The 25730-nt window shown below is 59.0% G+C and carries 21 protein-coding genes; 12 read left to right on the forward strand and 9 right to left on the reverse strand.

Annotated features, from left to right (window positions below; translation table 11 throughout):
• Positions 1-26: 26 nt before the first annotated feature.
• Genes DK870_RS13580 through gcl form a run of 3 tightly spaced genes read right to left on the reverse strand, consistent with a single transcriptional unit; the run spans position 27 to position 3504 of the window.
• On the reverse strand, positions 27-917 hold the full coding sequence (locus DK870_RS13580; protein ID WP_161548861.1) for a 2-hydroxy-3-oxopropionate reductase: 891 nt from the start codon (positions 915-917) through the stop codon (positions 27-29).
• 18 nt (positions 918-935) lie between these two features.
• Entirely contained in the window at positions 936-1718 is a 783-nt protein-coding gene (hyi, locus tag DK870_RS13585) for a hydroxypyruvate isomerase (RefSeq protein WP_161548862.1), read from the reverse strand.
• A 10-nt stretch (positions 1719-1728) separates the two neighbouring features.
• Positions 1729-3504: a glyoxylate carboligase gene (gcl, locus tag DK870_RS13590; RefSeq protein WP_090365967.1), complete on the reverse strand. Its 1776-nt coding sequence runs from the start codon at positions 3502-3504 to the stop codon at positions 1729-1731.
• 256 nt (positions 3505-3760) lie between these two features.
• Between gcl and DK870_RS13595 the strand changes: the two genes are divergently transcribed.
• Positions 3761-4201, forward strand: a complete 441-nt coding sequence (locus tag DK870_RS13595) for a heme-binding protein (protein ID WP_060754530.1) — start codon at positions 3761-3763, stop codon at positions 4199-4201.
• A gap of 105 nt (positions 4202-4306) precedes the next feature.
• Here DK870_RS13595 and DK870_RS13600 read toward each other — a convergent pair whose 3' ends face one another.
• The 4 genes from DK870_RS13600 to DK870_RS13615 all read right to left on the reverse strand — a co-directional run bounded on the left by DK870_RS13600 (position 4307) and on the right by DK870_RS13615 (position 8634).
• Complete coding sequence (locus DK870_RS13600; protein WP_060754529.1) at positions 4307-4912, reverse strand: TetR/AcrR family transcriptional regulator; 606 nt, start codon at positions 4910-4912, stop codon at positions 4307-4309.
• 291 nt (positions 4913-5203) lie between these two features.
• Entirely contained in the window at positions 5204-6082 is an 879-nt protein-coding gene (locus DK870_RS13605) for a hypothetical protein (RefSeq protein ID WP_158510691.1), read from the reverse strand.
• A 472-nt stretch (positions 6083-6554) separates the two neighbouring features.
• Positions 6555-7343 carry a VacJ family lipoprotein gene (locus DK870_RS13610; RefSeq protein WP_060754527.1) on the reverse strand — a complete coding sequence of 263 codons (789 nt, stop codon included), beginning with the start codon at positions 7341-7343 and terminating at the stop codon, positions 6555-6557.
• Positions 7336-8634, reverse strand: coding sequence for a serine/threonine protein kinase (locus DK870_RS13615; RefSeq protein ID WP_060754526.1), 1299 nt, complete (start codon positions 8632-8634; stop codon positions 7336-7338). Before DK870_RS13615 ends, DK870_RS13610 begins: the two co-directional genes overlap by 8 nt.
• Positions 8635-8870: 236 nt before the next feature.
• Here DK870_RS13615 and DK870_RS13620 point away from each other — a divergent pair, with 236 nt between their 5' ends.
• Positions 8871-9239, forward strand: coding sequence for a hypothetical protein (locus DK870_RS13620; protein WP_090365963.1), 369 nt, complete (start codon positions 8871-8873; stop codon positions 9237-9239).
• Between the two features lie 98 nt (positions 9240-9337).
• Here DK870_RS13620 and DK870_RS13625 read toward each other — a convergent pair whose 3' ends face one another.
• The gene (locus DK870_RS13625; protein WP_161548863.1) at positions 9338-10891 is read right to left on the reverse strand and encodes a glycosyl hydrolase family 17 protein; all 1554 of its coding nucleotides are present in this window, start codon (positions 10889-10891) and stop codon (positions 9338-9340) included.
• Positions 10892-11223: 332 nt separating this feature from the next.
• On the opposite strand from DK870_RS13625, the gene DK870_RS13630 reads away from it, so the two are divergent.
• The 3 genes from DK870_RS13630 (at position 11224) to DK870_RS13640 (ending at position 14236) form a co-directional block, all read left to right on the forward strand.
• Positions 11224-12075, forward strand: coding sequence for a glycine betaine ABC transporter substrate-binding protein (locus DK870_RS13630; protein ID WP_060754523.1), 852 nt, complete (start codon positions 11224-11226; stop codon positions 12073-12075).
• A gap of 194 nt (positions 12076-12269) precedes the next feature.
• Entirely contained in the window at positions 12270-12581 is a 312-nt protein-coding gene (locus DK870_RS13635) for a DUF485 domain-containing protein (RefSeq protein ID WP_003190001.1), read from the forward strand.
• Positions 12578-14236, forward strand: a complete 1659-nt coding sequence (locus DK870_RS13640; protein ID WP_060754522.1) for a cation acetate symporter — start codon at positions 12578-12580, stop codon at positions 14234-14236. The genes DK870_RS13635 and DK870_RS13640 overlap by 4 nt, the downstream gene beginning before the upstream one ends.
• Before the next feature lie 520 nt (positions 14237-14756).
• On the opposite strand, the gene gltA is transcribed toward DK870_RS13640, so the two are convergent.
• Positions 14757-16046 carry a citrate synthase gene (gene gltA / locus DK870_RS13645; protein ID WP_060754521.1) on the reverse strand — a complete coding sequence of 430 codons (1290 nt, stop codon included), beginning with the start codon at positions 16044-16046 and terminating at the stop codon, positions 14757-14759.
• Between the two features lie 362 nt (positions 16047-16408).
• Here gltA and sdhC point away from each other — a divergent pair, with 362 nt between their 5' ends.
• From sdhC to lpdA, 7 genes are all read left to right on the forward strand, one after another.
• Complete coding sequence (gene sdhC, locus DK870_RS13650) at positions 16409-16783, forward strand: succinate dehydrogenase, cytochrome b556 subunit (RefSeq protein ID WP_016979564.1); 375 nt, start codon at positions 16409-16411, stop codon at positions 16781-16783.
• The gene (gene sdhD / locus DK870_RS13655) at positions 16777-17145 is read left to right on the forward strand and encodes a succinate dehydrogenase, hydrophobic membrane anchor protein (RefSeq protein WP_003172805.1); all 369 of its coding nucleotides are present in this window, start codon (positions 16777-16779) and stop codon (positions 17143-17145) included. Before sdhC ends, sdhD begins: the two co-directional genes overlap by 7 nt.
• 3 nt (positions 17146-17148) lie before the next feature.
• A complete protein-coding gene (gene sdhA, locus DK870_RS13660) occupies positions 17149-18921 on the forward strand; it encodes a succinate dehydrogenase flavoprotein subunit (RefSeq protein ID WP_060754520.1) in 1773 nt (590 codons plus the stop codon).
• Positions 18922-18932: 11 nt separating this feature from the next.
• Complete coding sequence (locus tag DK870_RS13665) at positions 18933-19637, forward strand: succinate dehydrogenase iron-sulfur subunit (RefSeq protein WP_003172807.1); 705 nt, start codon at positions 18933-18935, stop codon at positions 19635-19637.
• A 261-nt stretch (positions 19638-19898) separates the two neighbouring features.
• Complete coding sequence (locus tag DK870_RS13670) at positions 19899-22730, forward strand: 2-oxoglutarate dehydrogenase E1 component (protein WP_161548864.1); 2832 nt, start codon at positions 19899-19901, stop codon at positions 22728-22730.
• Positions 22731-22774: 44 nt separating this feature from the next.
• On the forward strand, positions 22775-24001 hold the full coding sequence (gene odhB / locus DK870_RS13675) for a 2-oxoglutarate dehydrogenase complex dihydrolipoyllysine-residue succinyltransferase (RefSeq protein WP_161548865.1): 1227 nt from the start codon (positions 22775-22777) through the stop codon (positions 23999-24001).
• 98 nt (positions 24002-24099) lie between these two features.
• Positions 24100-25536 (forward strand): dihydrolipoyl dehydrogenase, encoded by a 1437-nt coding sequence (lpdA, locus tag DK870_RS13680; protein WP_161548866.1) that lies wholly within the window; start codon positions 24100-24102, stop codon positions 25534-25536.
• Positions 25537-25730: the final 194 nt, after the last annotated feature.

Below are 25730 nucleotides of genomic sequence, written 5' to 3' on the forward strand. Positions count from 1 at the left end.
CAATCGATCGCATTCCAGGTCAGGATTTAGTGATCGCGAATCGAGAAATTCGCCATATGCTCCAGGCCCTTGATCAGCGCCGAATGGTCCCAGTTGCCGCCACCGATTGCGGCGCACGTACTGAATACCTGTTGGGTGCCGGCGGTGTTCGGCAGGTTGATCCCCAGCTCTTTGGCACCCGCCAGGGCCAGGTTCAGGTCCTTCTGGTGCAGGTTGATACGGAAACCAGGATCGAAGGTACCCTTGATCATGCGTTCGCCATGCACTTCCAGGATCTTCGACGAGGCAAAGCCGCCCATCAGCGCTTCACGCACCTTGGCCGGATCGGCGCCGTTTTTCGACGCGAACAACAGCGCTTCGGCCACGGCCTGGATGTTCAGCGCGACGATGATCTGGTTGGCGACCTTGGCTGTCTGGCCATCGCCATTGCCGCCCACCAGGGTGATGTTCTTGCCCATGCTCTGGAACAACGGCAGTGCGCGTTCAAACGTCTGCGGCTCGCCGCCGACCATGATGCTCAGGGTGCCGGCCTTGGCGCCGACTTCACCCCCGGACACCGGCGCATCCAGGTATTGCGCGCCAGTCTCGTTGATCTTCGCGGCGAAGGCTTTGGTCGCGGTAGGGGAGATCGAACTCATGTCGATCACCACTTTATTCGGTGACAAGCCTGCGGCGACGCCGTCTTTGCGAAACAGTACGTCATCGACCTGCGGGGTGTCGGGCACCATCACGATGATGAACTCGGCTTCCTGGGCAACCTGCTGCGGGTTGGCCAACGCCACGGCGCCGGCTGCGATCAACTCGGCGGGGGCCTTGCCGTGGTGTTCGGAAAGAAACAGTTGGTGACCTGCTTTCTGCAGGTTGGCGGCCATGGGTTGGCCCATGATGCCGGTGCCGATAAATCCGATCTTAGCCATGAAGCAATCCTCTTTTTATTAGATGGCGTTGTGGGTCTTCAACCAACCCAAACCCGCTTCGGTGGTGGTCAGCGGCTTGTATTCGCAGCCGACCCAGCCCGTGTAACCGATGCGGTCCAAGTGTTCGAACAGGAAGCGGTAGTTGATCTCCCCCGTGCCCGGCTCATTGCGCCCGGGGTTATCCGCCAGCTGGATGTGATTGATCGCTTGCAGATGCGCCGCCATGGTTCGGGCCAGGTCGCCCTCCATGATTTGCATGTGGTAGATGTCGTATTGCAGGAACAGATTGTCACTGCCCACTTGCTCGCGGATCGACAGGGCCTGGGCGGTGTTGTTCAGGTAGAAGCCTGGGATGTCGCGGGTATTGATCATCTCCATCACCAGCTTGATGCCCGCCGCTTGCAGCTTGTCGGCGGCATACTTGAGGTTGGCGACGAAGGTGGTTTCCAGGGTTTGATCATCTACCCCGGCAGGCCGGATGCCCGACAGGCAGTTGATTTGGGTATTGCCCAGCACCTGGGCATAGGCGATGGCCAGCTTGACCCCAGCGCGGAATTCCTCGACCCGGTCCGGATGACAGGCCAGGCCGCGCTCGCCCTTGGCCCAGTCACCGGCCGGCAGGTTGAACAGCACTTGGGTCAGGCCATGGGCGTCGAGTTGCGCCTTGATTTCGGCCGAGCTGAACTCGTACGGAAACAGATACTCGACCCCCTGGAAACCGGCGTCGGCGGCCGCTTTGAAGCGGGCAAGAAAGTTCTGCTCGGTAAACAGCATGGACAGGTTGGCGGCAAAACGCGGCATAAGGTTCTCCTTAATCGAGCAGGGAAATGGCGGTCGGCGCATCGTTGCCGACCAGGGCCAGATCTTCGAATTCGTTGACGGCGTTGATCTCGGTGCCCATGGAAATATTGGTCACCCGCTCCAGAATAATCTCAACGATCACCGGCACCTTGAATTCTTCGATCATTTGCTCGGCCTGGCGCAACGCCGGCGCAATCTGGCTGGGTTCGAACACACGCAGTGCCTTGCAACCCAGACCCTCGGCGACCGCCACGTGGTCGACGCCATAGCCATTGAGTTCAGGCGCGTTGAGGTTGTCGAAAGACAACTGCACGCAGTAGTCCATTTCAAAACCGCGCTGGGCCTGGCGGATCAAGCCGAGGTAGGAGTTGTTCACCACCACGTGGATGTACGGCAGCTTGAACTGCGCGCCCACCGCCAACTCTTCGATCATGAACTGGAAGTCATAGTCGCCCGACAGCGCCACGACCTTGCGGCTCGGGTCCGCCTTGACCACGCCGAGCGCGGCCGGGATGGTCCAGCCCAAGGGGCCGGCCTGGCCGCAGTTGATCCAGTGGCGGGGTTTGTAGACGTGCAGGAATTGCGCGCCGGCAATCTGCGACAGGCCGATGGTACTGACGTAGCAGGTGTCTTTGCCGAACACCTGGTTCATTTCTTCGTACACCCGCTGCGGCTTGACCGGCACGTTGTCGAAGTGGGTCTTGCGCTGCAGGGTGGCTTTGCGCTGCTGGCAGTCATGCAACCAGGCGCTGCGGTCCTTGAGCTTGCCGGCGGCTTTCCACTCGCGCGCCACTTCAATGAACATCGTCAGTGCGCTGCCCGCGTCGGAGACGATGCCCAGGTCCGGGGTGAACACGCGGCCGATCTGCGTCGGTTCGATGTCGACGTGAATGAACCGGCGGCCCTCGGTATAGACATCCACCGAACCGGTATGACGGTTGGCCCAGCGGTTGCCGATGCCCAACACCACATCCGACTTGAGCAGGGTGGCGTTGCCATAACGGTGCGAGGTTTGCAGACCGACCATGCCGACCATCAGGGGGTGGTCATCGGCAATCGTGCCCCAGCCCATCAGGGTAGGGATGACCGGAATACCGGTCAGCTCGGCGAACTCCACCAGCAGTTCGCTGGCGTCGGCGTTGATCACGCCGCCGCCGCTGACCAGCAGTGGACGTTCGGCCTGGTCCAGCAGTGCCAGGGCTTTCTCCACTTGCACGCGGGTGGCCAAGGGTTTGGCCAGGGGCAATGGCTGGTAGGCGTCGATGTCGAATTCGATCTCGGCCATCTGCACGTCGAACGGCAGGTCGATCAGCACCGGGCCGGGGCGGCCGGAGCGCATTTCATAAAAGGCTTTCTGGAACGCATAGGGCACTTGGCCGGGCTCCAGCACGGTGGTAGCCCACTTGGTCACCGGCTTGACGATGCTGGTGATGTCGACGGCCTGGAAGTCTTCCTTGTGCAGGCGGGCCCGCGGTGCCTGGCCGGTGATGCAGAGAATGGGGATCGAGTCGGCCGAGGCGCTGTACAGGCCGGTGACCATGTCGGTACCCGCCGGCCCCGATGTGCCGATGCACACGCCGATATTCCCGGCCTTGGTGCGGGTGTAGCCCTCGGCCATGTGCGAGGCACCTTCAACGTGGCGAGCAAGGACGTGATCGATGCCACCGACCTTCTGCAAGGCCGAATACAACGGGTTGATCGCAGCACCCGGGATACCAAAGGCGGTGTTGACGCCTTCACGACGCATCACCAGAACGGCGGCTTCGATTGCTCTCATTTTGCTCATGGTTTTGGTGCCTCTTGCGTTTTGTAATTGTATACAAGTGGTGAGTGGTCAAAGTGTATTCACGGCGAGAGGCGCAGGTCAATGCATTTCATGAACCAGCCTTTACGCTCGTCGGAAGGGGTTTTTCCGACATGTGGAGACTTTGTCTGAAAATATTGTATACAAAAATTTATTTCATTGTGTTCTATTTGGTTGATCGAGCATCTGATCAAGCAGACCTCCACCGTATTTCCAATAACAAAAGAAGGACGGCACCATGAGCGCTTTAACCTTGAAACTCGCCACCCAACTGGCCGGGCAGGCCCTTACCGCAGGCCGCACGATTTCGGCTGCTCCGCTGACCATTGCGGTGCTCGACAGCGGCGGGCACTTGATCACCTTGCAGCGCGAAGACGGCGCCAGCCTGCTGCGCCCGCAGATCGCCATCGGCAAGGCCTGGGGGGCGATTGCACTGGGCAAGGGTTCTCGCTTGTTGGCACTGGACGCCCAGCAGCGCCCGGCGTTTATTGCGGCATTGAACAGCCTGGGGCAGGGCAGCGTGGTGCCCGCGCCGGGTGGCGTGTTGATTCGGGATCAGGCAGGGCTGGTGCTGGGGGCGATCGGGATCAGTGGGGATACGTCGGATATTGACGAGCAGTGTGCGATCACGGCGATCGAGGGGCTGGGGTTGTGGGCGGATGCGGGTGTGTCAGCCTGACTTGATGGCCCCATCGGGAGCAAGCCCCCTCCCACAATTTTGACTGTGTCCACAGTTAAATGTGGGAAGGGGCTTGCTCCCGATGGGCACAGGCCACTCGGTGTATCAGTCCAGCTCACAGCCCTTGAGCACTAACCGGATAATCGTCTGCGCCGCTGCCTCATAATCCGCTTCATCCAGCTTGGCCTTGCCGGTCACTGCCGAGATCTGCCAGTCGAAGTCCGCATAGGTCTGCGTCGCCGCCCAGATGCTGAACATCAGGTGATGGGGGTCGATGGCTGCGATCAGGCCGCGCTCCACCCAGCTCTGGATGCAATCGATATTGTGTTTGGCCTGGGCATTAAGCTGCTCGACCTGGTCGGCACTGAGGTGCGGGGCGCCGTGCATGATTTCGCTGGCGAACACTTTGGAGGCAAAGGGCAGGTCGCGGGAGATGCGGATTTTCGAGCGGATGTAATTGCTCAACACTTCCTTGGGGGCACCCTGCGGGTTGAACGGCGTGGAAGCGGCCAGGATCGGCTCGATGATGCTTTCGAGCACCTCGCGGTAGAGGTTGTCCTTGGACTTGAAGTAGTAATAGACGTTGGGCTTGGGCAGCCCGGCCTTGGCGGCGATATCACTGGTTTTGGTCGCGGCGAAGCCTTTGTCGGCGAACTCCTCGCTGGCCGCCCGCAGGATCTTTTCTTTGTTGCGCTCGCGAATGCTGCTCATAAACCAGTTGATTCCTTGCCAAGACAGGCGGTCGGGCATGGTAGCACCGGCCTTGCGCAGGGCTCAAGAAACTCGCCGCGCCCTTGCAAGCTGGGCGTTTGCGCTGACTGCGCTGCAGTATACGGGCGATGTGGTCGAGTGGTTGCTCCACGAGTTTAAGCAAGGTGCTCAGTGTTCCCACAACCGTTCGGCTGCCGGGAGGCGGGTGGTAACACTGAACGAGCAGATAAAGCGACCAATGAGGGCTGGCCCCTCACTGGTCGCTTCTGTGTCATGGCGCGTCAGGAGTAACTAACCGGCTTTGCTGACCTGGTCGGATGTCGGTTTTTTTACAGGGAAATCATCGTCGAAGAACGTAGTAGCGTCTTCAATTTGTGATTTGCGTTGTTTGCGCAGGAAGTCATCAAAGTCTTTTTTGATGGCAGGATCCTTCAGTGCTTCATAGTCAAAGACATTGGCACCATATTGGTAGGCAAAGTTGATGTCGACGAACTCGGCGCTGGCACACGCGGACGAAAACTTCGAGTTGCTTCTGTCGAAATTAACGCGGTACTGTTTGATTTTCGGAATGTACATGATGGTGTTGCCGATCTTGAAGACTTCGACGGAAACACCCACCGTAATGGTTCTATAGAAGTCCTTGTTTTTTTCAACACCAAAGCGCAGGGCGTCACCTTGTTTGGCCAGGAACTTCTGAAAACTGTCCAGGGCGGTGCTTCCTTGCGATGCGACGATGTCCAGTATGAAGTTCACAAAGTCAGTGGCAATACTGACCCCGCGAATATGCCGCGAATAGGTTTGCTCATCGATTTTACTAGGACCCATCAACGGCAGTTTTGACAGCGCAAGGCTCCACAGTTTTACATCGGTTTTATACTGCTCCCCTTCGGCGGCGGCCTTGCGCTGCACATAGTTGGTAACGACGGACGTCATGCCGATCAGGTACTCTTTCAGCTCGGAGATTTTTTTCATCACCTCCGGGTCATTGACCAGTTCGTTGCCGATGATAAATTCAATGAGCCCATCCTTATCAGCGTAGGGATTGTCGTTGTCCTTGAGTTGAATGTCTTTGAGTGCCGGGTCGTCAAAAAAACTGTTGGCTTCTTTCAACTGTTCGGAGAATAAGCGGACATCTTTGACGTAAGGAGGCATTGAAGTAAGCGTTTTCATTTCGTCATTTCCTTATGAAATCTGCGATTAACTGTTTTAGTCCGATGCCCTCACGGATGGCTGTCCGTAACGGCCGCGAAAGTTCACCACGGATGAAACGTGCTTATTATTTCTGAGTGGCGTTGAAGTGCCTCGATTATTCGAAGCTGTTACCCCCTGGAAAAGAGGTAGGGAATTTATAGAAGTAACGACAAGTAATGGCAATGAGCGAGGCCAACCAATTCGCTTGTTTGGCCTGCGTAGTTATAGCGTTTGGAAGTGAGTGCGCGAGGTTTTTTTTTGACGGCGATCACCCGATGCAACCGAGGATGGCTAAGTGATGGCTTTTGCAGCAGTTTTGCTAGCGGCTGTGCAACTGCTGAAGTGTTACGAAGCGAAGGCGGGATTGGCCGATGCGGGCGGCATTCGACGAGTGGCTGTTTTACGGCGAGATCAAAAGGGGCCCGCCACGGTCGACAGGCCCCTCGGGAGGTTACTCGGCAATCTGCAACTTGCGCGACTCGGTATAGATGTACCGCACCTTCTCGTATTCGAACGGCGAGTTCATCTGCCCATAACGGAAGCTGGTCTGGTAACGCTTGTCGACTGCGCGCAGGGCCCAGATTTCCGGGTGGTTTTCGCTGACCTTGGACACGTTGAGGAAGTTGACCTCGGTTTCGGCGCCGTAGTCGACGATCAGGCCGGTGGTGTCGCGCAGGTTCGATGGGCCGAAGATCGGCAGTACCAGGTACGCGCCGCCGGGCACGCCGTAGAAGCCCAGGGTCTGGCCGAAGTCTTCGCTCTGGCGTGGCAGGCCCATGGCGGTGGCCGGGTCCCAGAGGCCGGCGATGCCGATGGTGGTGTTGAGCAGCAGGCGCCCGGTGGTTTCCAGGGAGCGGTGGCCCTTGAGCTGCAGCAGGCTGTTCAACAGGTTGGGCACGTCGCCCAGGTTGTTGAAGAAGTTGCTCACGCCGGTACGCAGGAAGCGTGGGGTGATGTAGGTATAACCGTCGACCACAGGCAGGAACACCCATTGGTCAAACCGGTAGTTGAAGTGGTAGACGCGGCGGTTCCACGACTCCAGCGGGTCGTAGACGTTGAGCGCGGTCAGCGAGGAGCGTTCGAACTCACGCTGGTCCAGGCCGGGGTTGAACTTGAGCTTGGACAGCGGCTCCTTGAAGCCATCGGAGTCAACCTTGATCGGCTCGTGGGCCTTGCTGTTGTCGGCGTTGGCCACGCCCGCGCACATCAAGGCGGCGAGCAGCAAAAGATATTTAGCCACGGAAGAACTCCAGCATGGCGTCGGCGTTGACGCGGTAATTGAGGTTGCCGCAGTGGCCGCCCAACGGGTAGACGGTCAAGCGATCGCCGAAGGTTTGACGCAGGAAACCGAGGTCGCCAGGGCCGAGGATCACGTCGTCGGCGTTGTGCATGACCGCGATTTTCGGGCTGCTGTGCAGGTAGTCCTTGAGGGCGTAAAGGCTGACCTGGTCGACCAGTTGCAACAGGCTGCCGCCGTCGGTGCGCGCGCGCCACATCGGAATGACCTGCTGGGTCAGGTAGCAATCGAAGTCGCATTGCAGCGCACGCCTGAGGAAGGGCGTGAGGCTGGTGCCTTCGCTGATGGGGTATTTCGGCGGGGTGATCAGGCCGCGGCGGTTGATCAGGTCCGAAGTGAACGCAATGTCGGCCGCCGAGAAACGGAACGAGGTGCCGATCAGCATGGCCATCTGTTCGTTGGTCAGGTGTTGCTTGGATTGCTGGAAGTCATAGAGCAGGGCGTCGTTGAGGTCGATGTAGCCCTTCTGCTGGAAGTAGCGGGTCAGCTTGCCCAGTACCAGCTCATAGAAGGTGGTGGTGTTGTTGATGCCCTTGACCTCGGTCTGTACCAGTTTGTCGAGGTTGGTGATCGAGGTGTAGAGGTTGACCGGCGGGTTGAGCAACAGCACTTTCTTGAAGTTGAAGCTGCGCCGGGTTTCGTCGAGTTTGCTGACGAATGCCGCGTCCAGCGCGCCCAGGCTGTAGCCGGACAGGTAGTAGTCAGTGACGGGCAGCGACGCATTCTGCGCGCGCACCGCTTGCATCACCCGGTACATGTCTTCGGCGTCTTCCTGGGTGATGCCCGGGGTGGCGAAGCGCGAGGCGGCCGCGATGAAGTCGAAGCTGGTGGGCGAGGAGAGCTGCACCACGTGGTAGCCGGCCTGGTAGTAGAGCTTTTTCAGGTATTCGTTGAGGCTGCTGTCATACCGTGCGCCGGTGCCGGCAATCAGGAAGATCAGCGGCGCGGCGCGGTCTTGCTTGGCGATACGGTAGGTGAGCTTCTTGACGGCCCAGAAGTTGTCCGGGAGGCTGAACTCACGCTCCGGGCGCATGGTCAGGCTGTAGTCGGACTGGTTGATCTCATCGTTGCTCGGCAGCTTTGGCCGCAGGTCGGGCGGTGTCGTCGCGATGGTCGCTTCAAACGGGTTGGTCAAAGGGTAGCCATAGGTGGCTTGGTCGATATCGACCGCCAGTGCTGACGCACTCAAAAATAGGCTGCCCAACAGGGCCGCACAGCGCAAGGAACGGAGCATGACTTAATCCCTAAGAGGAAACGTGCTGAATGAAGATCGCAGGCTATGACCACCGCCCTGTCGCCGAAGTGCCATCACACGGCACGAAATATCGGAAAATAACGTAGGAATCGGGGGTGTAGCAGCCAGACGATACACTTTGCCAGGCCCTGCTGAACACTAATTGTATGTTTGTACCTTGCCAATGGGCGTCGGAGCATTAAGCTGGGCGCCGTTTTTGTCTATCGGAGTGCCCCATGTCTCGTCGTTTGCCGCTGATCCTGCTGCTTATTGCCCTGCCGTTATGGTTGGCCGCCAGTTATGGCGCTCGCTACGGTTTCATGGAGGATGGCCGGTGGGTGGGTATTTGCGTCGATGAAGCCAGCCGCTGGGAATGCCAGCTGCGCTCCAACCTGGGGTTGATGATTCACTTCAAGGTGCTGGGTTGGGCGGCGTTGGTGGCGTCGGTGCTGGCGTTCTTTGTGCCGGGCCGCGCGGGGTGGGGGCTGGCTGTGCTGGGGATGGTGTTCGGGTTGCCGGCGTTGGCGTTGTACAACACGACGTTTGCGGTATTTGCGGTGGTGATTGCCGGGCTGCGGTTGGTCCGCAAGCCGCGCGGCGTCTGATAGGGCCTCATCGGGAGCAAGCCCCCTCCCACAGTTGAAAGCATTTGCCTGAGGCAATGAAGTCCACTGTGAGAGGGGGCTTGCTCCCGATAGCAGTTTCAGACCTTGCGCACCCGCAAGCAACGCCACAAAGCTGCAACCATCAGCACGCTGACCACCGCCCAACCCCAAGCCTGCTGGTTCAACACCCCTTCGCGGTACAGCTGCGGCGCAATGCCGGCTCCGATGATGAAGGCCAGCAGGGCAATCTCCCGGCGTGGCCCGGTCACCGGGCGTACCAGATACACCAGGGCCGGCAGCACCAGCGCCGCACTCGGAAAGCTGCGATAACGCGGGTCGAACACCAGCGCCAGCATCATCACCGCCCCTGCAAACCCGGCGATTGCGATCAGCCAGCCGGCACGCTGCTCAAGCCAGTTGAAGGCTCGCCCGCGCCAGCCCTGACGGGTGCTGAGGGCGAGGGCGGCGTGGGCCAGTACCAGCAGGTTCAACACCACGAGCAAGCCTGCCCATACCCATTCATCATTGAAGCGTGCGGTCACGCGGGTCAGTTCCGCCCAGGTGCCGATGGAGCAGGCTGCGACGGCACCGAGCAATGGCAGCACCAGGGCGCTGCGAGGGCTGCGAACGCGCCCGCCCAGCGTCAGGCTGCCCAGCAGGATGAGGCCACCTACGCCGAGCCACAGCGGCCAGTACGGCACATTGCTCACCGGGCCGGCGAGGATGCCTTTGTCCTGGCGATCGGCATCGAACAAGCCCCAGTAGCCCCCGACGGCGCCTTCACTGGCGCGTTTCCACGGCTGGTCGAAGGCTTCGATCAAGTTGTAGCGCCAGCCATTGGCTTCGGCCATGGCCACGAAACCGCGCATGAACCTGGCTTCGTTGACCCGGCTCGGCACAGCCGTTTCGCGCTGGCGGCCTTCGCTGGGCCAGCCGGTTTCGCCGATCAGTACATCTTTAGGGGCGAACTTGTTGCCGAAGGTCTGGCGTACATCACCGACATGCTTGAGAGCCTGGTCGATGCCGGAAGGATCATCTTCCCAGTACGGCAGCAGGTGAATGGTCAGGAAGTCCACTGCCGGGCCGATTTCCGGGTGTTTCAGCCAGAATTCCCAGACGTCGGCATAGGTGACCGGCTGCTTGATCTGGCTTTTGACTTTATGGATCAGCGTGACCAGTTGCCTGGCCGTGACTTCCTTGCGCAACAGGGCCTCGTTGCCGACGATCACCGAGGTGATCACGTCGGGGTTGGCGTTGGCGGCTGCAATCAGTTCGTCGACTTCTTTTTCAGTCGCAATCGGGTCACTGCTGACCCAGGCGCCGGCCATCAACTTCAGCCCGTGTTTGCGCGCCATGTCCGGCAACGCTTCCAGGCCGGTCATCGAGTAGGTGCGGATGCATTCAAAGCGCGTGGCCAGCAGCGCAAGGTCGGCATCCATGCGCTCGGGGCGCAGCTTGAATGGCTGGTCAAAGGGCGATTGGTCTTTATCGAAGGGCGTGTAGGACGCGCACTGCATCTTGTGTGTGGCGCTGGCGACGTCCGGCAGCACCACGGGCCGGCCGATGCCGTACCAATAGCCGACGATGGCAAGCAAGCCGAGGAACAAAGCGAAAAAGTAGGGCAGGGCAGGAAAGCGGGCAGTCGCGGGCATGGTCAGCTTATCTGGGGAGCAAAGGCGCGCATCTTACCCCGATTTAGCCCGTTTCAGTGGGCTGCATGATTTTGACATGCAAAGTTCGGGCGGGATTTTGACGCCAGGTAAGACAAAGCGTCCTACTGGCTATGTGATGTCGTTTCTTGCTCGTACAAGGTCGCTGACAGAGCAGGTCAAACACCCCGGCAGGTTGATTATCGCAAGGTCAGCACTCCACTGATGCCGCAACATCCGGATCGATGCGCGTGAAGGGCGCGCGGCGCACCCTAAAACAACACAGGTTGATGTCGCCCGGCATCCGTCGGGCGCAGCACTTTCGGGGAAGTATTATGAAGATGCGACGACTCTTGGGCGCAGCTGCCACTCTGGTAGTTGCGATGAGCTCCACACTGGCCAGCGCCGACAGCAAAACCCTGAGCATCGGCTATGTGGACGGTTGGTCCGACAGCGTTGCCACTACCCATGTGGCGGCAGAGGTGATCAAGGAAAAACTCGGTTACGACGTGAAACTGCAAGCCGTCGCCACCGGGATCATGTGGCAGGGCGTCGCCACCGGCAAGCTCGACGCCATGCTCTCTGCGTGGTTGCCTGTGACCCACGGTGAGTACTGGGCCAAGAACAAAGACAAGGTGGTCGACTACGGCCCCAACTTCAAGGATGCGAAGATCGGCCTGATCGTGCCGGAGTACGTCAAGGCCAAATCCATCGAAGACCTCAAGACTGATACGACCTTCAAGAACAAGATCGTCGGCATCGATGCCGGTTCAGGCGTGATGCTCAAGACCGACGAAGCCATCAAGCAATACGGTCTGGACTATAAGCTGCAAGCCAGCTCGGGCGCGGCGATGATCGCCGAACTGACCCGTGCCGAAGATAAGCAGGAATCCATTGCCGTCACCGGTTGGGTGCCGCACTGGATGTTCGCCAAATGGAAACTGCGCTTCCTGGACGATCCAAAGGGCGTTTATGGCGCTGCTGAAACCGTCAACAGCATCGGCAGCAAGGGCCTGGAGAAGAAAGCGCCGGAAGTCGCGGCCTTCCTGAAGAAATTCCAGTGGGCCTCCAAGGACGAAATCGGCGAAGTCATGCTGGCGATCCAGGAGGGTGCCAAGCCTGATGCCGCGGCCAAGGATTGGGTGGCCAAGCACCCTGAGCGCGTCGCTGAGTGGACCGCTAAGTAATATTCTCTGATTTAACCTTGTGGGAGGGGGCTTGCCCTTTCCCACAGGGGTATCCCCCCTCTGCAAATCCTCCTGCATCCTCGAAAACCCTCGCTACACTCCCTCTAATACTAAGGTCGTCTGGAACCTGTTCCAGAGCCGCATACAGTGGATACGTTCCAATAATAAAAAGCTGTGCTGCGAGGATAAAAACAATGAACGACAGCATTTACCTCTCGATTCAAAACAGCCCGCGTTTCAAGGAGCTGGTGAGAAAAAGGGAAAGATTCGCCTGGATTCTCTCGGCGATCATGCTTGGGCTTTACTCCGCTTTCATCCTGTTGATTGCCTATGGACCGCAAGTGCTGGGCGCCAAGATCAGTCCTGGCTCCTCGATTACGTGGGGCATTCCCTTGGGCGTCGGATTGATTGTGTCCGCTTTCATCCTGACCGGCATTTATGTGCGCCGGGCCAATGGCGAATTTGACGACCTGAACAATGCGATTCTCAAGGAGGCTGCGCAATGATCCGGCGTCTATTGGCAGTATTCGGCGCTTCGCTGTTGGCTCCAGCTGTTTGGGCTGCGGATGCATTGACCGGCGAAGTGCACAAACAACCGCTGAACATCTCGGCGATCGTGATGTTTATCGCCTTTGTCGGCGCGACCCTGTGCATCACTTACTGGGCGTCCAAGCGCAACAAGTCGGCGGCCGACTACTATGCGGCCGGCGGCAAGATCACCGGGTTTCAGAATGGCCTGGCGATTGCCGGTGACTACATGTCGGCAGCGTCCTTCCTGGGCATTTCCGCACTGGTCTACGCCTCGGGTTATGACGGGTTGATCTACTCGATCGGCTTCCTCGTGGGCTGGCCGATCATCCTGTTCCTGATCGCCGAGCGCTTGCGTAACCTGGGCAAGTACACCTTTGCCGACGTGGCGTCTTATCGCCTGGGCCAAACCCAGATCCGCAGCCTGTCGGCCTGCGGCTCGCTGGTGGTGGTCGCGTTCTACCTGATCGCGCAGATGGTGGGCGCGGGCAAGTTGATCCAGTTGCTGTTCGGCCTGGATTACCACGTTGCGGTGATCCTGGTGGGGATCCTGATGTGCCTGTATGTGCTGTTCGGCGGCATGCTGGCGACCACTTGGGTGCAGATCATCAAGGCGGTGCTGTTGCTGTCCGGTGCCTCGTTCATGGCGCTGATGGTGATGAAGCACGTCAACTTCGACTTCAATACATTGTTCTCCGAGGCGATCAAGGTTCACCCTAAAGGTGAAGCGATCATGAGCCCCGGCGGCCTGGTCAAAGACCCGATCTCCGCCTTCTCCCTTGGCCTGGCCCTGATGTTCGGGACCGCCGGCCTGCCGCATATCCTGATGCGCTTCTTCACCGTCAGCGACGCGAAGGAAGCGCGTAAGAGCGTGCTGTATGCCACGGGCTTCATCGGCTACTTCTATATCCTGACCTTTATCATCGGCTTCGGCGCGATCCTGCTGGTCAGCACCAACCCGGCGTTCAAGGATGCGGCAGGCGCCTTGTTGGGTGGCAATAACATGGCGGCGGTGCACCTGGCCAATGCGGTGGGTGGCAGTATCTTCCTGGGCTTCATCTCGGCCGTGGCTTTCGCCACCATCCTGGCGGTGGTTGCCGGCCTGACCCTGGCCGGTGCGTCGGCGGTGTCCCACGACCTGTATGCCAGCGTGATCAGGAAGGGCAAGGCCAACGAGAAAGATGAGATTCGCGTGTCGAAGATCACCACCGTGGCCTTGGGTGTCTTGGCGATCGGCCTGGGTATTCTGTTCGAAAGCCAGAACATCGCGTTCATGGTCGGCCTGGCGTTCTCGATTGCTGCCAGCTGTAACTTCCCGGTACTGCTGCTTTCCATGTACTGGAAAAAGCTCACGACCCGTGGCGCGATGATCGGCGGCTGGCTGGGGCTGGTCAGTGCTGTCGGCCTGATGATTCTCGGCCCGACCATCTGGGTCTCGATCCTGCACCATGAAAAAGCCATCTTCCCGTATGAATACCCGGCGCTGTTCTCGATGATCATTGCGTTCATCGGCATCTGGTTCTTCTCCATCACCGACAAGTCGGCGGCGGCAGAGAAGGAGCGTGCGCTGTTCTTCCCGCAGTTTGTGCGTTCGCAGACTGGCCTGGGGGCGAGCGGGGCGGTCAATCACTAAGGTTGGCGCTGGATAAGAAAGCCCCGGTCGAAAGGCCGGGGCATTTTTTTGCCTGGCGTTTGATCGTTCCCACGCTCCGCGTGGGAATGCCTCTTGTGACGCTCCGCGTCACGCCTTGGGACGCAGAGCGCCCCGGTATGCATTCCCACGCGGAGCGTGGGAACGATCGGCTTGGTTGCGATTTTCCAGCTTCGGAATGCCACGCGACTGGTTTGATCGTTCCCGCGCTCCGCGTGGGAATGTCTCTTGTGATGCTCTGCGTCACGCCGTGGGACGCAGAGCGCCCCGGTATGCATTCCTTGGTTGCGATTTTCCAGCTTCGTAATGTCACGCGAGTGGTTTGATCGTTCCCACGCTCTGCGTGGGAATGCCTCTTGTGACGCTCCGCGTCACGCCGTGGGACGCAGAGCGCCCCGGTATGCATTCCCACGCGGAGCGTGGGAATGATCAGGCCGGCCGACACAAACAAAAACGGCCTCCACAAAGGGAGGCCGTTTTCATTGCAACAAGCAGTCGGTGCTTATTTGCGATCTTCCAGCTTGGTAATGTCACGCGACTCGTAACCGGTGTACAGCTGGCGCGGGCGGCCAATCTTGTACGGGCTGGAGAGCATTTCTTTCCAGTGGGAGATCCAGCCCACGGTCCGCGCCAGAGCGAAGATCACGGTGAACATGCTGGTTGGAATGCCGATCGCCTTGAGGATGATCCCCGAGTAGAAGTCGACGTTCGGGTACAGCGAGCGTTCGATGAAGTACGGGTCGGTCAGGGCGATCTCTTCCAGGCGCATGGCCAGTTCGAGTTGCGGGTCGTTCTTGATGCCCAGTTCCTTCAACACTTCGTCGCAGGTCTGCTTCATCACGGTGGCACGCGGGTCGCGATTCTTGTAGACGCGGTGACCGAAGCCCATCAACTTGAACGGATCGTTCTTGTCCTTGGCCTTGGCGATGAACTTGTCGATGTTGGAGACATCGCCGATTTCATCGAGCATGGTCAATACGGCTTCGTTCGCACCGCCGTGGGCAGGGCCCCACAATGCGGCGATACCGGCGGCGATACAGGCGAACGGGTTGGCACCCGAAGAGCCGGCCAGGCGTACGGTAGAAGTGGAGGCGTTTTGCTCGTGGTCGGCGTGGAGGATGAAGATCCGGTCCATCGCCTTGGCCAGTACCGGGCTGATCGGTTTGATCTCGCACGGGGTGTTGAACATCATGTGCAGGAAGTTTTCCGCGTACGACAGGTCGTTGCGCGGGTACATCATGGGTTGGCCCATGGAGTACTTGTAAACCATCGCGGCCAGGGTCGGCATCTTGGCAACCAGGCGGATCGCGGAGATTTCGCGATGCTGCGGGTTATTGATGTCCAGGGAGTCGTGATAGAAGGCCGACAGGGCGCCGACCACGCCACACATGACCGCCATCGGGTGGGCATCGCGACGGAAACCGTTGAAGAAGGTCTTCAACTGCTCGTGAACCATGGTGTGGTTCTTGACGTTACTGACAAACTTGGCTTTCTGCTCGGCGGTTGGCAATTCGCCATTTAGCAGCAAATAGCAGGTTTCCAGGTAGTCCGACTTCTCAGCCAGTTGCTCGATCGGGTAGCCCCGATGCAGCAGGATGCCATTATCCCCATCGATATAGGTGATCTTCGACTCGCAAGAGGCGGTCGACATGAAGCCTGGGTCGAATGTGAAACGGCCCGTGGCCGTCAGGCCCCGTACGTCGATTACATCGGGACCAACGGTGCCGGTTAAAATGGGCAGCTCGACGGGGGCTGCGCCCTCGATGATCAACTGCGCTTTTTTGTCAGCCATGTGGCCTCCTATTTATGCTTCAAATCATCAGACAGACCCCCCACGCAGGGCCCGCACCACTATAGTGAGATAAATTCAGATGTCAATTTGCCTAAAGTCTTGCTCCAGAAGGCTTTAACCATACTTTTTCGTCGAAATTGCCTGCCATTTACGCCTTTTATCCGGTTAAAGCAATGCGCTATTCGGGTGAGGAGTGCGCGTTGTCATTAGTAACCTAACTGTCTATACTCGGCCTCCGACCGCCAGGGGCTTTTGGGCCTGATTTGATGGGGGTCGCATCCCTGGGTGGTGGTTACCTGACCAGTGCACTCCCCAACAACTTTGCCCTGATTGTTAGGGGCTCTTCAGTGTGAAAAAAAGCCGTGAATAGCCAACGACCTGTAAACCTAGACCTAAGGACCATCAAACTCCCCATCACCGGCGTTACGTCGTTCCTGCACCGTGTTTCCGGCATCATCCTGTTCCTGGGCTTGGGCATCATGCTTTATGCATTGAGCAAATCCCTGGGTTCCGAGGAAGGATACGCCGAGGTGAAGGCATGCTTGACCAGCCCGCTGGCCAAGTTCGTAGCATGGGGCCTCCTGTCCGCTCTGCTTTATCACCTGGTAGCCGGTGTGCGCCACTTGATCATGGATGCGGGTATCGGTGAGACGCTGGAAGGCGGCCGCCTGGGCTCGAAAATCATCATCGCCATTTCCGTGGTGCTGATCGTTCTGGCAGGAGTTTGGATATGGTAACCAGCGTTACGAACCTTTCGCGTTCGGGCCTCTATGACTGGATGGCACAGCGTGTGTCTGCGGTCGTTCTCGCGGCTTATTTCATTTTCCTGATCGGATACCTCGTCGCAAATCCGGGCATCGGCTATGAGCAATGGCACGGCCTGTTTTCCCATAATGCGATGCGAATCTTCAGTCTGCTGGCCCTTGTAGCCCTGGGCGCTCACGCCTGGGTCGGCATGTGGACCATCGCGACCGACTACCTGACGCCGATGGCGCTGGGCAAGTCCGCGACCGCAGTACGTTTCCTCTTCCAGGCAGTATGCGGCGTCGCGATGTTCGCTTACTTCGTCTGGGGTGTGCAGATTCTTTGGGGTATCTGATTCATGGCTAACATTCCAACTATTTCCTTCGACGCCATCATTATTGGTGGCGGCGGTGCGGGCATGCGCGCAGCGCTGCAACTGGCCCAGGGCGGTCACAAGACTGCCGTGATCACCAAGGTGTTCCCGACCCGTTCCCACACCGTATCGGCCCAGGGTGGCATCACTTGCGCCATCGCCTCCGCCGACCCGAACGATGACTGGCGCTGGCACATGTACGATACCGTCAAGGGTTCCGACTACATCGGTGACCAGGACGCTATCGAATACATGTGTCAGGAAGGCCCGGCCGCGGTGTTCGAGCTGGACCACATGGGTCTGCCGTTTTCCCGTACCGAGCAAGGCCGTATCTACCAGCGTCCATTCGGCGGTCAGTCGAAGGATTACGGCAAGGGCGGGCAGGCTGCCCGTACCTGTGCCGCTTCCGACCGTACCGGTCACGCGCTGCTGCACACCCTTTATCAGGGCAACCTGAAAGCCGGTACCACGTTCCTGAACGAGTACTACGCGGTGGATCTGGTGAAGAACGCCGACGGTGCATTCGTCGGCGTGATCGCCATCTGCATCGAAACCGGTGAAACCACCTACATCCGCGCCAACGCTACCGTTCTGGCGACAGGGGGCGCAGGCCGTATCTACGCTTCGACCACCAACGCCCTGATCAACACCGGTGACGGCGTCGGCATGGCTCTGCGTGCTGGCGTGCCGGTACAAGATATCGAAATGTGGCAGTTCCACCCGACCGGTATTGCCGGCGCCGGTGTACTGGTGACCGAAGGTTGCCGTGGTGAAGGTGGTTACTTGATCAACAAGCATGGCGAGCGTTTCATGGAGCGTTACGCTCCGAACGCCAAAGACCTTGCCGGTCGTGACGTCGTGGCCCGTTCGATGGTCAAGGAAATCATCGCCGGTAACGGCTGTGGCCCGAATGGCGACCACGTACTGCTGAAACTCGATCACCTGGGTGAAGAAGTACTGCACAGCCGCCTGCCAGGTATCTGCGAACTGTCCAAGACTTTCGCCCACGTTGACCCGGTAGTTGCCCCGGTTCCGGTTGTTCCGACTTGCCACTATATGATGGGCGGCGTGCCGACCAACATTCACGGCCAGGCGATCACCCAGAATGCCGACGGCCAGGACGAGATCATCCACGGTCTGTTCGCCGTAGGCGAAGTGGCTTGCGTATCGGTACATGGCGCCAACCGTCTGGGTGGCAACTCGCTGCTCGACCTGGTGGTATTCGGCCGCGCTGCCGGCCTGCACCTGGAAAAGGCGCTGACCGACGGTATCCATTACGACGACGCGACCGAAGCCGACATCAACCGGGCCATGGCGCGCCTGAACGCTCTGAACGAGCGTACCGATGGCGAAGACGTGGCTACCCTGCGTCGCGAGCTGCAAAGCTGCATGCAGAACTACTTCGGTGTATTCCGTACCGGCGAATACATGCAGAAGGGTATTGCTCAGCTGGCAGACCTGCGCAAGCGCATCGCCAACGTCAAGATCAACGATAAGAGCAAGGCGTTCAACACTGCCCGTATCGAAGCCCTTGAGCTGCAAAACCTGCTGGAAGTGGCTGAAGCGACTGCGATCGCCGCCGAGGTTCGTAAAGAATCCCGTGGTGCCCACGCCCGTGAAGACTTTGAAGATCGCGACGACGAAAACTGGTTGTGCCACACCCTGTACTTCCCGGGTGACAAGCGCGTAACCAAGCGTGCCGTGAACTTCTCGCCGAAGACGGTTCCGACGTTTGAACCGAAGATTCGGACTTACTAAGGGTGGCTGCCATGTTGAAAGTCAGTGTTTATCGCTACAACCCTGATCAGGACGCTGCGCCGTTCATGCAGGAGTTCCAGGTCGATACCGGTGGTAAAGACCTGATGGTGCTGGATGTATTGGCACTGATCAAAGAGCAGGACGAAGGTTTCTCCTATCGTCGCTCTTGCCGCGAGGGCGTTTGTGGCTCCGATGGCATGAACATCAACGGCAAGAATGGCCTGGCGTGCATCACGCCACTGTCCGCCGTGGTGAAAGGCAACAAGCTGATCGTTCGTCCTCTGCCAGGTTTGCCGGTTATCCGTGACCTGGTCGTTGATATGAGCATCTTCTACAAGCAATACGAGAAAGTTAAGCCGTTCCTGCAGAACGACACGCCGGCTCCGGCCATCGAGCGTCTGCAGTCCCCGGAAGAACGTGAAAAGCTCGACGGTCTGTACGAGTGCATCCTGTGCGCTTGCTGCTCGACTTCGTGCCCGTCCTTCTGGTGGAACCCGGACAAATTCCTGGGTCCAGCCGCTCTGCTGCAAGCTTATCGCTTCCTGGCAGACAGCCGTGATACCAAGACCTCCGAGCGTCTGGCTTCACTGGATGACCCGTTCAGCGTATTCCGCTGCCGCGGGATCATGAACTGCGTCAACGTATGTCCCAAAGGCCTGAACCCGACTAAGGCCATTGGTCACATCCGTAACATGCTGCTGCAAAGCGGCGTGTAAGCGACGTTGTAGCAAAGCAGGACCGTTGTGCCCGTAGATGCTGCGGCGCAGGCTTCAACCGGCGCCGTAGTTTTAACCTGAGCAGCGACTTACAAGGTCGCGGCTCTTATTTTGAAGAAATGAGACAAGCAGGGGCATCCGGGTTGGTACCCGGACTATCAGCGTGATCCTAAGTGGCTTGTTTTGGTCGCTGCACTCGGCCTTTTGCAAGCAGACTCGGTGTCTTCGCCGGTGGTGTCCCCTAACCGAGGGTGACCAAGCATGCAAGAAAGCGTGATGCAGCGCATGTGGAACAGCGGCTATCTTTCAGGTGGTAACGCTGCCTATGTGGAAGAGCTTTATGAGCTCTACCTGCACGACCCTAACGCTGTGCCAGAAGAATGGCGCACCAAATTTCAGACGTTGTCTTCAGACGGCAACGCTGCCACCGATGTATCGCATGCAACAATTCGCGATCAGTTTGTGCTGCTGGCAAAGAACCAGCGCCGCGCCCAACCGGTTTCCGCCGGCAGCGTGAGCAGTGAGCACGAGAAGAAGCAAGTTGAAGTACTGCGACTGATCCAGGCCTACCGGATGCGTGGCCACCAGGCGGCCCAGCTTGACCCGCTGGGGCTCTGGCAGCGTCCTGCACCTGCTGACCTGTCGATCAATCATTACGGCTTGACCAATGCCGATCTTGATACGACCTTCCGTGCCGGCGACCTGTTCATCGGCAAAGAGGAAGCGAGCCTACGCGAAATTCACGAAGCGTTGCAGCAGACATATTGCCGCACCATCGGCGCTGAGTTTACGCACATCACCGATTCCGAGCAGCGTCACTGGTTCCAGCATCGCCTGGAAGGCGTGCGTGGCCGTCCGGTGTTGTCCGCCGATGTGCGCAGCCACTTGCTCGAGCGCGTAACCGCTGCCGAAGGCCTGGAAAAATACCTGGGCACCAAATACCCAGGCACCAAGCGTTTCGGCCTGGAAGGCGGCGAAAGCCTGATTCCGATGCTCGACGAGCTGATCCAGCGTTCCGGTTCCTACGGCACCAAGGAAATCGTGATCGGCATGGCTCACCGTGGTCGCCTGAACGTGTTGGTCAACACCTTCGGCAAGAACCCGCGTGAACTGTTCGACGAGTTCGAAGGCAAGAAGAAGGTCGAGCTGGGTTCCGGTGACGTTAAATACCACCAGGGCTTCTCGTCCAACGTAATGACCACCGGCGGTGAAGTTCACCTGGCCATGGCCTTCAACCCATCCCACCTGGAAATCGTTTCTCCAGTGGTCGAGGGTTCGGTGCGTGCTCGCCAGGACCGTCGTAACGACGCCACCGGTGAGAAGGTTCTGCCGATTTCCATCCACGGTGACGCGGCATTCGCCGGTCAAGGCGTGGTCCTGGAAACCTTCCAGATGTCGCAGACTCGCGGCTTCAAGACCGGTGGTACCGTTCACATCGTCATCAACAACCAGGTGGGCTTCACCATCAGCAACCCGTTGGACGCGCGTTCCACCGAGTACGCCACCGACGTTGCCAAGATGATCCAGGCGCCGATCCTCCATGTGAATGGTGATGATCCGGAAGCCGTGCTGTTCGTGACCCAGCTCGCTGTCGACTACCGCATGCAATTCAAGCGTGACGTGGTGATCGACCTGGTTTGCTACCGCCGTCGCGGTCACAACGAAGCGGACGAACCAAGCGGCACCCAGCCGTTGATGTACCAGCAGATCACCAAGCAGCGCACCACCCGTGAGCTGTACGCCGACAACCTGATCAAGGCCGGTGTGGTAGACGATGCGCGTGTTCAGGCGAAAGTCGATGAATACCGCAACGCGCTGGACAATGGTCTGCACGTAGTGAAAAGCCTGGTTAAAGAGCCGAACAAAGAGCTGTTCGTGGACTGGCGCCCATACCTGGGCCATGCCTGGACTGCCCGTCACGACACGACGTTCGACCTCAAGACCCTGCAGGAACTGTCCGCCAAACTGCTGGAGATTCCAGAAGGTTTCGTGGTGCAGCGCCAGGTTGCGAAGATCTACGAAGACCGTCAGAAGATGCAAGCCGGTGGCCTGCCGATCAACTGGGGTTACGCCGAAACCATGGCGTACGCGACCCTGGCGTTCGAAGGTCACCCGATCCGCATGACCGGCCAGGACATTGGCCGTGGTACGTTCTCGCACCGTCACGCGGTATTGCACAACCAGAAAGACGCCAGCACCTACATTCCGCTCAAGCACCTGTACGAAGGCCAGCCACGTTTCGACCTGTACGATTCGTTCCTGTCCGAAGAAGCCGTACTGGCGTTCGAATACGGTTACTCCACCACCACGCCAAACGCGCTGGTGATCTGGGAAGCCCAGTTCGGCGACTTCGCCAACGGTGCCCAAGTGGTGATCGACCAGTTCATCACCAGCGGTGAGCACAAGTGGGGCCGCCTGTGCGGTCTGACCATGCTGCTGCCGCACGGTTATGAAGGTCAGGGTCCGGAGCACTCCTCGGCCCGTCTGGAGCGCTACCTGCAACTGTGCGCCGAGCACAACATCCAGGTGTGCGTGCCGACCACCCCGGCCCAGATCTACCACTTGCTGCGTCGCCAGGTGATCCGCCCGCTGCGCAAGCCGCTGGTAGTGCTGACCCCGAAATCGCTGTTGCGTCACAAATTGGCCATCTCGACCCTGGAAGATCTGGCCGATGGTTCGTTCCAGACCGTGATTCCAGAAATCGATACGCTGGACGCAGCCAAGGTCACTCGCCTGATCCTGTGCAGCGGCAAGGTTTACTACGATCTGCTGGAAAAACGCCGTGCCGAAGGCCGCGAAGACATCGCCATCGTGCGTATCGAGCAGCTTTACCCGTTCCCGGAAGACGACCTGATGGAGGCCATCGCGCCTTACACCAACCTCACTAACGTGGTGTGGTGCCAGGAAGAACCGATGAACCAGGGCGCGTGGTACAGCAGCCAGCATCACCTGCGTCGCAGCATCGGTAACCACAACAAGGCCCTGGGCCTGGAGTACGCCGGCCGTGATGCATCTGCTGCACCTGCGTGTGGTTATGCGTCGATGCACGCCGAGCAGCAGGAAAAACTGCTGCAAGATGCTTTCACTGTTTAACGCCTTCGCGCTGACTGAAACCGAATTTTAAGGACCCACAGATAATGGCTATCGAAATCAAAGCCCCGTCATTCCCGGAATCGGTTGCCGATGGCACCGTTGCCACCTGGCACAAGAAACCTGGCGACGCTGTAAAGCGTGACGACCTGATCGTCGACATCGAGACTGACAAAGTCGTACTGGAAGTATTGGCCGAGGCTGACGGCGTGCTGGGCGCGATCGTTGCTGAAGAGGGCGCTACCGTCCTGTCGAACCAGGTCCTGGGCTCGATCGAAGAGGGCGGCGCTGCTGCCGCTCCTGCTCCTGCCGCCGCTGCCGCACCGGCTGCGTCGGCTCCAGCTGCCGCCCCGGCTGCTGGCGCTGAAGACCCGATCGCTGCACCGGCTGCGCGCCAGTTGGCTGAAGAGAACGGCATCAACCTGGCTTCCGTCAAAGGCACCGGCAAAGACGGTCGTATCACCAAGGAAGACGTGGTTGCTGCTGTTGAAGCCAAGAAGAACGCTCCGGCCGCCGCACCTGCCAAGGCTGCCGCACCGGCTGCCGCTGCTCCAGTGTTCGCTGCCGGCGACCGCACCGAGAAGCGCGTACCGATGACCCGCGTGCGCGCCACTGTGGCCAAGCGCCTGGTAGAAGCGCAGTCGAACATGGCGATGCTGACCACTTTCAACGAAGTCGACATGACCGAAGTCATGGCACTGCGTTCGAAGTACAAGGATCTGTTCGAGAAGAGCCACAACGGCGTGCGCCTGGGCTTCATGTCGTTCTTCGTGAAAGCGGCCACCGAAGCACTCAAGCGCTTCCCGGCAGTCAACGCGTCGATCGACGGCAGCGACATCGTTTACCACGGCTACGCGGACATCGGCGTTGCCGTTTCCAGCGATCGTGGCCTGGTCGTACCGGTTCTGCGTAACGCCGAGCTGATGAGCCTGGCTGAAATCGAAGGCGGCATTGCCACCTTCGGCAAGAAAGCCCGTGACGGCAAGCTGTCCATCGACGAGATGACCGGTGGTACCTTCACCATCACCAACGGTGGTACCTTCGGTTCGATGTTGTCGACTCCGATCGTCAACCCGCCACAAGCTGCGATCCTGGGCATGCACAACATCATCCAGCGTCCGATGGCCATCAACGGCCAAGTCGTGATCCGCCCGATGATGTACCTGGCGCTGTCGTACGATCACCGCCTGATCGATGGTAAAGAAGCCGTGACTTTCCTGGTGACCATCAAGAACCTGCTGGAAGACCCGGCTCGTCTGCTGCTGGATATCTGATAGAAGCAGCTGCAGGCTTCGGGCAGGTTGCCGGATAAGGCGGCCTGGCCTGGAGCTTGCGGCTTGAAAGCTTGCTGCTAAATAGAGGAACTATTTTCATGTCGCAGAAATTTGACGTTGTTGTGATTGGTGCAGGTCCTGGCGGCTATGTTGCCGCCATCAAGGCCGCACAACTGGGCCTCTCGACTGCTTGCATCGAAAAATACACCGACCAGGAAGGCAAACTGGCACTGGGCGGTACTTGCCTGAACGTTGGTTGCATTCCTTCCAAGGCGCTGCTGGACAGCTCCTGGAAATTCCACGAAGCCCAGGATGGTTTCGCGGTCCACGGTATCAACCATGCTGGCGTCACCATGGACGTACCCGCAATGGTCGGCCGTAAAGCCAACATCGTTAAAGGCCTGACTTCCGGCGTTGCCACCTTGTTCAAGGCCAACGGCGTGACTTCGATCCAGGGCCACGGCAAGCTGCTGGCCGGCAAGAAAGTCGAAATCACCAAGCCGGACGGTTCGGTTGAAGTCATCGAAGCCGAAAACGTGATCCTGGCACCAGGTTCGCGTCCAATCGACATTCCACCCGCTCCAGTTGACCAGAAGGTGATCGTTGATTCGACCGGCGCCCTGGAATTCCAGGCTGTGCCAAAGCGCCTGGGCGTGATCGGCGCTGGCGTGATCGGCCTGGAACTGGGCTCGGTATGGTCCCGTCTGGGCGCTGAAGTGACTGTGCTGGAAGCCCTGGACACGTTCCTGCTGGCTGCCGACACGGCTGTGTCCAAGGAAGCGCTGAAAACCCTGACCAAGCAAGGTCTGGACATCAAGCTGGGCGCTCGCGTGACCGGTTCGAAAGTCAACGGTGAAGAAGTTGTCGTCAACTACACCGACAAGGATGGTGAAAAGACCATCACTTTCGACAAGCTGATCGTAGCCGTGGGTCGCCGTCCAGTGACCACCGACCTGCTGGCGGCTGACAGCGGCGTGAACATCGACGAGCGTGGCTTCATCCACGTTGACGATCACTGCGCTACCACCGTGCCTGGCGTCTACGCCATTGGCGACGTGGTTCGCGGCATGATGCTCGCGCACAAAGCGTCCGAAGAAGGCATCATGGTTGTCGAGCGCATCAAGGGCCACAAAACCCAGATGAACTACGACCTGATCCCTTCGGTTATCTACACCCACCCGGAAATTGCATGGGTCGGCAAGAACGAACAGCAGTTGAAAGCTGAAGGCGTTGAAGTTAACGTCGGCACCTTCCCGTTTGCCGCTTCTGGCCGTGCCATGGCAGCCAACGACACCGGTGGTTTTGTCAAAGTCATCGCTGATGCCAAGACTGACCGCGTATTGGGCGTCCACGTGATTGGCCCAAGCGCTGCAGAACTGGTTCAGCAAGGCGCGATCGGTATGGAATTCGGCACCAGTGCCGAGGACCTGGGTATGATGGTCTTCTCCCATCCGACCCTGTCCGAAGCGCTGCATGAAGCCGCGTTGGCAGTGAATGGCGGCGCCATCCACATCGCCAACAAGAAGAAGCGCTAAGCGAGATAATAAGAAACCACGGCGGAGTTGCCCGTCGTGAGCCTTGTGCGCAAGACTCACCGCGGAATATCCGCCGGACGCAGCCTTGCGCAGCTTTACGGGCCTTGAGCCCTGCAAGTTGTGCAAGCAGCAGTCACAGGTGGCGCGGCACTCATAATGAGCGCAGCGCCGAATGCGCAGTACCTAACGAAGAC

Origin of the sequence: Pseudomonas sp. Q1, from assembly GCF_009935975.1 — a bacterium.
In the GTDB taxonomy this organism is placed as follows: Bacteria; Pseudomonadota; Gammaproteobacteria; order Pseudomonadales; family Pseudomonadaceae; genus Aquipseudomonas; species Aquipseudomonas palleroniana.